The sequence below is a fragment of the Streptomyces sparsus genome (assembly GCF_054776295.1).
The window spans coordinates 1-2,435 of the sequence record NZ_BAAHCA010000760.1; the positions used below are offsets into that span (position 1 = coordinate 1).

The window sequence follows — 2,435 nt, forward strand, 5'->3', positions numbered from 1 at the left end:
CGACCTCGACGCCGATCGTGCGCACGCGGTCGCCGCGGACATCGGCGGAGTGGCGCTGCCGGGTGACGCCTCGGCGGTGGTGCCCGCCGCCCTCGAAGCGCTCGGCGGCCGTGTCGACGTGTTCTGCGCCAACGCGGGCATCGCGCCGAGCGGCGGTCCCGAGGAGGCGGACGGGGTCTGGGACACGGCCTGGGACGTCAACGTCATGTCCCACGTGCGGGCGGCCCGCGTGCTCCTCCCGCACTGGCTGGAGCGGGGCCGGGGCCGCTTCGTCTCCACCGTCTCCGCCGCCGGCCTGCTCACCATGATCGGTTCCGCGCCCTACAGCGTCTCCAAGCACGCCGCCCTCGCGTTCGCCGAGTGGCTCGACGTCACCTACCGGCACCGCGGCGTCCGGGTGCACGCCGTGTGCCCGCAGGGCGTGCGCACCGACATGCTGCGGGCCTCCGGCACCCGTGGTGACCTGGTACTGGGCCCGTCCGCCATCGAGCCGGAACAGGTCGCCGAGGCCGTGCACGAGGCCATCGCCGAGGAACGCTTCCTGGTGCTCCCGCACCCGGAGGTCGCCAGGTACGCCCGAGCCCGAGCCGGTGACCCCGACCGGTGGCTGCTCGGCATGAACAAGCTCCAGCAGCAGCTGGAGAAGGCGCAGGAGGAACAATGACAACGCCCGCCGCACGCCCGGGTACCGGTGCCGCCCCCACTCCCGCCGACGCCACCCCCGCCGACACTCCCGACGAGGCGGGCCCCGAGGAAGCCGGGCCGGCCGCCGCGCCGGGCCCGGTCCCGCAACGCCTGCTGGCCGACGCCACCCGGCTGCTCGCCGACCGGGGCTACGACCGCACCTCGGTGCAGGACATCGTGGAGGCGGCCGGCGTCACCAAGGGCGCGCTCTACCACTACTTCGGCTCCAAGGACGACCTGCTGCACGAGGTGTACTCGCGGCTCCTGCGCCTCCAGCAGGAACGTCTGGACGCCTGCGCCGGTATGGACGCGCCCGTCCAGGAGCGGCTGCGCGCGGCGGCTGCCGACGTGGTGGTGACCACCGTCGACAACCTCGACGACGCGACGATCTTCTTCCGCTCCATGCACCAGCTCAGCGCCGAGAAGCAGAAGCAGGTGCGGGCCGAGCGCCGCCGCTACCACGAACGGTTCCGGGCGCTCGTGGAAGAAGGCCAGCGCAGCGGGGTGTTCAGCTCGGACACCCCTGCCGACCTGGTGGTGGACTACCACTTCGGCTCCATCCACCACCTCAACACCTGGTACCGCCCCGACGGGCCCCTCAGTCCGCGGCAGGTCGCCGACCACCTCGCCGACCTGCTGCTGCGGGCACTGCGCCCCTGAGCCCGCAGCGCGCGTCCCCCCGGCGGGGGCGCGCGGGGCGGGACCACACCGACGACACAAGCGAACCGGATGGGGAGAACATGAAGGCATGGCGAGTGCACGAGAACGGCGAGCCGGGCAAGGTGATGCGCCTGGAGGACGTGCCGGAGCCCGAGCCGGGCGAGGGCGAACTCCTGGTACGGGTGCTCGCGGCCAACGTCAACTTCCCCGACGCGCTGCTGTGCCTGGGGCGTTACCAGGTGCGGCCGCCGCTGCCGTTCACCCCCGGCGTCGAGGTGTGCGGTGAGGTACTGGCCGGCGACGGGCAGCCGGTGGGCACCCGGGTCATCGCCCAACCGGTGCTGCCGGACGGCGGCTTCGCGGAGCAGGCCGTGGTCAACGCGGCCACCGCGCTGCCCGCGCCGTCCGTGCTGGACGACGCGCAGGCGGCGGCCCTGCACATCGGCTACCAGACCGGCTGGTTCGGCCTGCACCGCAGGGCTCGCATCCAGGCCGGGGAGACGCTGCTGGTGCACGCCGCCGCCGGCGGGGTGGGCAGCGCCGCGGTGCAACTGGGCAAGGCGGCCGGGGCGACCGTCATCGGTGTCGTCGGCGGCGCCGAGAAGGCCCAGGTCGCCCGGGAACTGGGCTGCGACCTGGTGGTGGACCGGCGGACGGACGACCTGGTCGCGGTGGTGAAGGAGGCGACCGGCGGCCGGGGCGCGGACGTCGTCTACGACCCGGTGGGCGGTGACGCCTACGCGAAGTCGGTGAAGTGCATCGCCTTCGAGGGCCGCATCGTGGTCGTCGGTTTCGCCTCGGGCGCGGTGCCCACGCCGGGGCTGAACCACGCGCTGATCAAGAACTACTCGGTGCTCGGCCTGCACTGGGGCCTCTACCAGGCGAAGGACCCCGAGGCCGTGCGCGACTGCCACCGCGAGCTGACCGCGCTGGCGGACCGCGGCGCGATCCGGCCGCTGGTCAGTGAACAGGTCACGATGGAGGCCGCCGGGGACGCCGTGCAGCGCGTCTACGACGGCACCACCACCGGCCGCGTGGTCGTCGTCCCGGGCTGACCACCGCCGCCCCGCGCCCGCGCGTGCCCGGCACCC

3 protein-coding genes are annotated in these 2,435 nt (G+C 74.0%); all 3 read left to right on the forward strand.

Going from position 1 to position 2,435, the window contains the following annotated elements:
• A partial coding sequence (locus ACYVE9_RS23050; RefSeq protein WP_461029811.1) for an SDR family oxidoreductase occupies positions 1-664 on the forward strand: 664 nt, incomplete at its 5' end.
• Positions 661-1,344 carry a TetR/AcrR family transcriptional regulator gene (locus tag ACYVE9_RS23055; RefSeq protein ID WP_461029812.1) on the forward strand — a complete coding sequence of 228 codons (684 nt, stop codon included), beginning with the start codon at positions 661-663 and terminating at the stop codon, positions 1,342-1,344. The genes ACYVE9_RS23050 and ACYVE9_RS23055, both read left to right, overlap by 4 nt.
• Positions 1,345-1,424: 80 nt before the next feature.
• Positions 1,425-2,399, forward strand: a complete 975-nt coding sequence (locus ACYVE9_RS23060; RefSeq protein WP_461029813.1) for an NADPH:quinone oxidoreductase family protein — start codon at positions 1,425-1,427, stop codon at positions 2,397-2,399.
• Positions 2,400-2,435 lie beyond the last annotated feature (36 nt).